This window comes from Alkalihalobacillus sp. BA299, from assembly GCF_017745675.1.
GTDB lineage: Bacteria > Bacillota > Bacilli > Bacillales > Bacillaceae_F > Alkalihalobacterium.
Genome location: NZ_JAFLJM010000068.1, coordinates 1 through 592, shown reverse-complemented (window position 1 = coordinate 592; position 592 = coordinate 1). Strand labels below are relative to the sequence as shown.

Here is a 592-nt window from a genome sequence, read left to right as displayed (position 1 = left end):
TGGTTAAGTTATGAAGGGCGCACGGTGAATGCCTTGGCACTAGGAGCCGACGAAGGACGGGACGAACACCGAAATGCCTCGGGGAGCTGTAAGTAAGCTTTGATCCGGGGATATCCGAATGGGGGAACCCACCATCCGTAATGGGATGGTACCCATACCTGAATCTATAGGGTATGAGGAGGCAGACCTGGGGAACTGAAACATCTAAGTACCCAGAGGAAGAGAAAGCAAATGCGATTTCCTGAGTAGCGGCGAGCGAAACGGAATTAGCCCAAACCAAGAGGCTTGCCTCTTGGGGTTGTAGGACGTCTCACATGGAGTAAGAAAAGACGATCATAGGCGAAGCGGTCTGGAAAGGCCCGTCAGAGAAGGTAACAACCCTGTAGCCAAAATGATCGTCTCTCCGAGACGGATCCTGAGTACGGCGGGACACGTGAAACCCCGTCGGAAGCAGGGAGGACCATCTCCCAAGGCTAAATACTCCCTAGTGACCGATAGTGAACCAGTACCGTGAGGGAAAGGTGAAAAGCACCCCGGGAGGGGAGTGAAAGAGATCCTGAAACCGTGTGCCTACAAGTAGTCAGAGCCCATT

General features: G+C 53.2%; 1 rRNA gene. It reads left to right on the top strand.

Annotated features, from left to right (window positions below):
* Position 1 precedes the first annotated feature (1 nt).
* Positions 2 to 592: ribosomal RNA gene (locus tag J0N78_RS25550) — 23S ribosomal RNA — on the top strand; the annotation flags it as partial.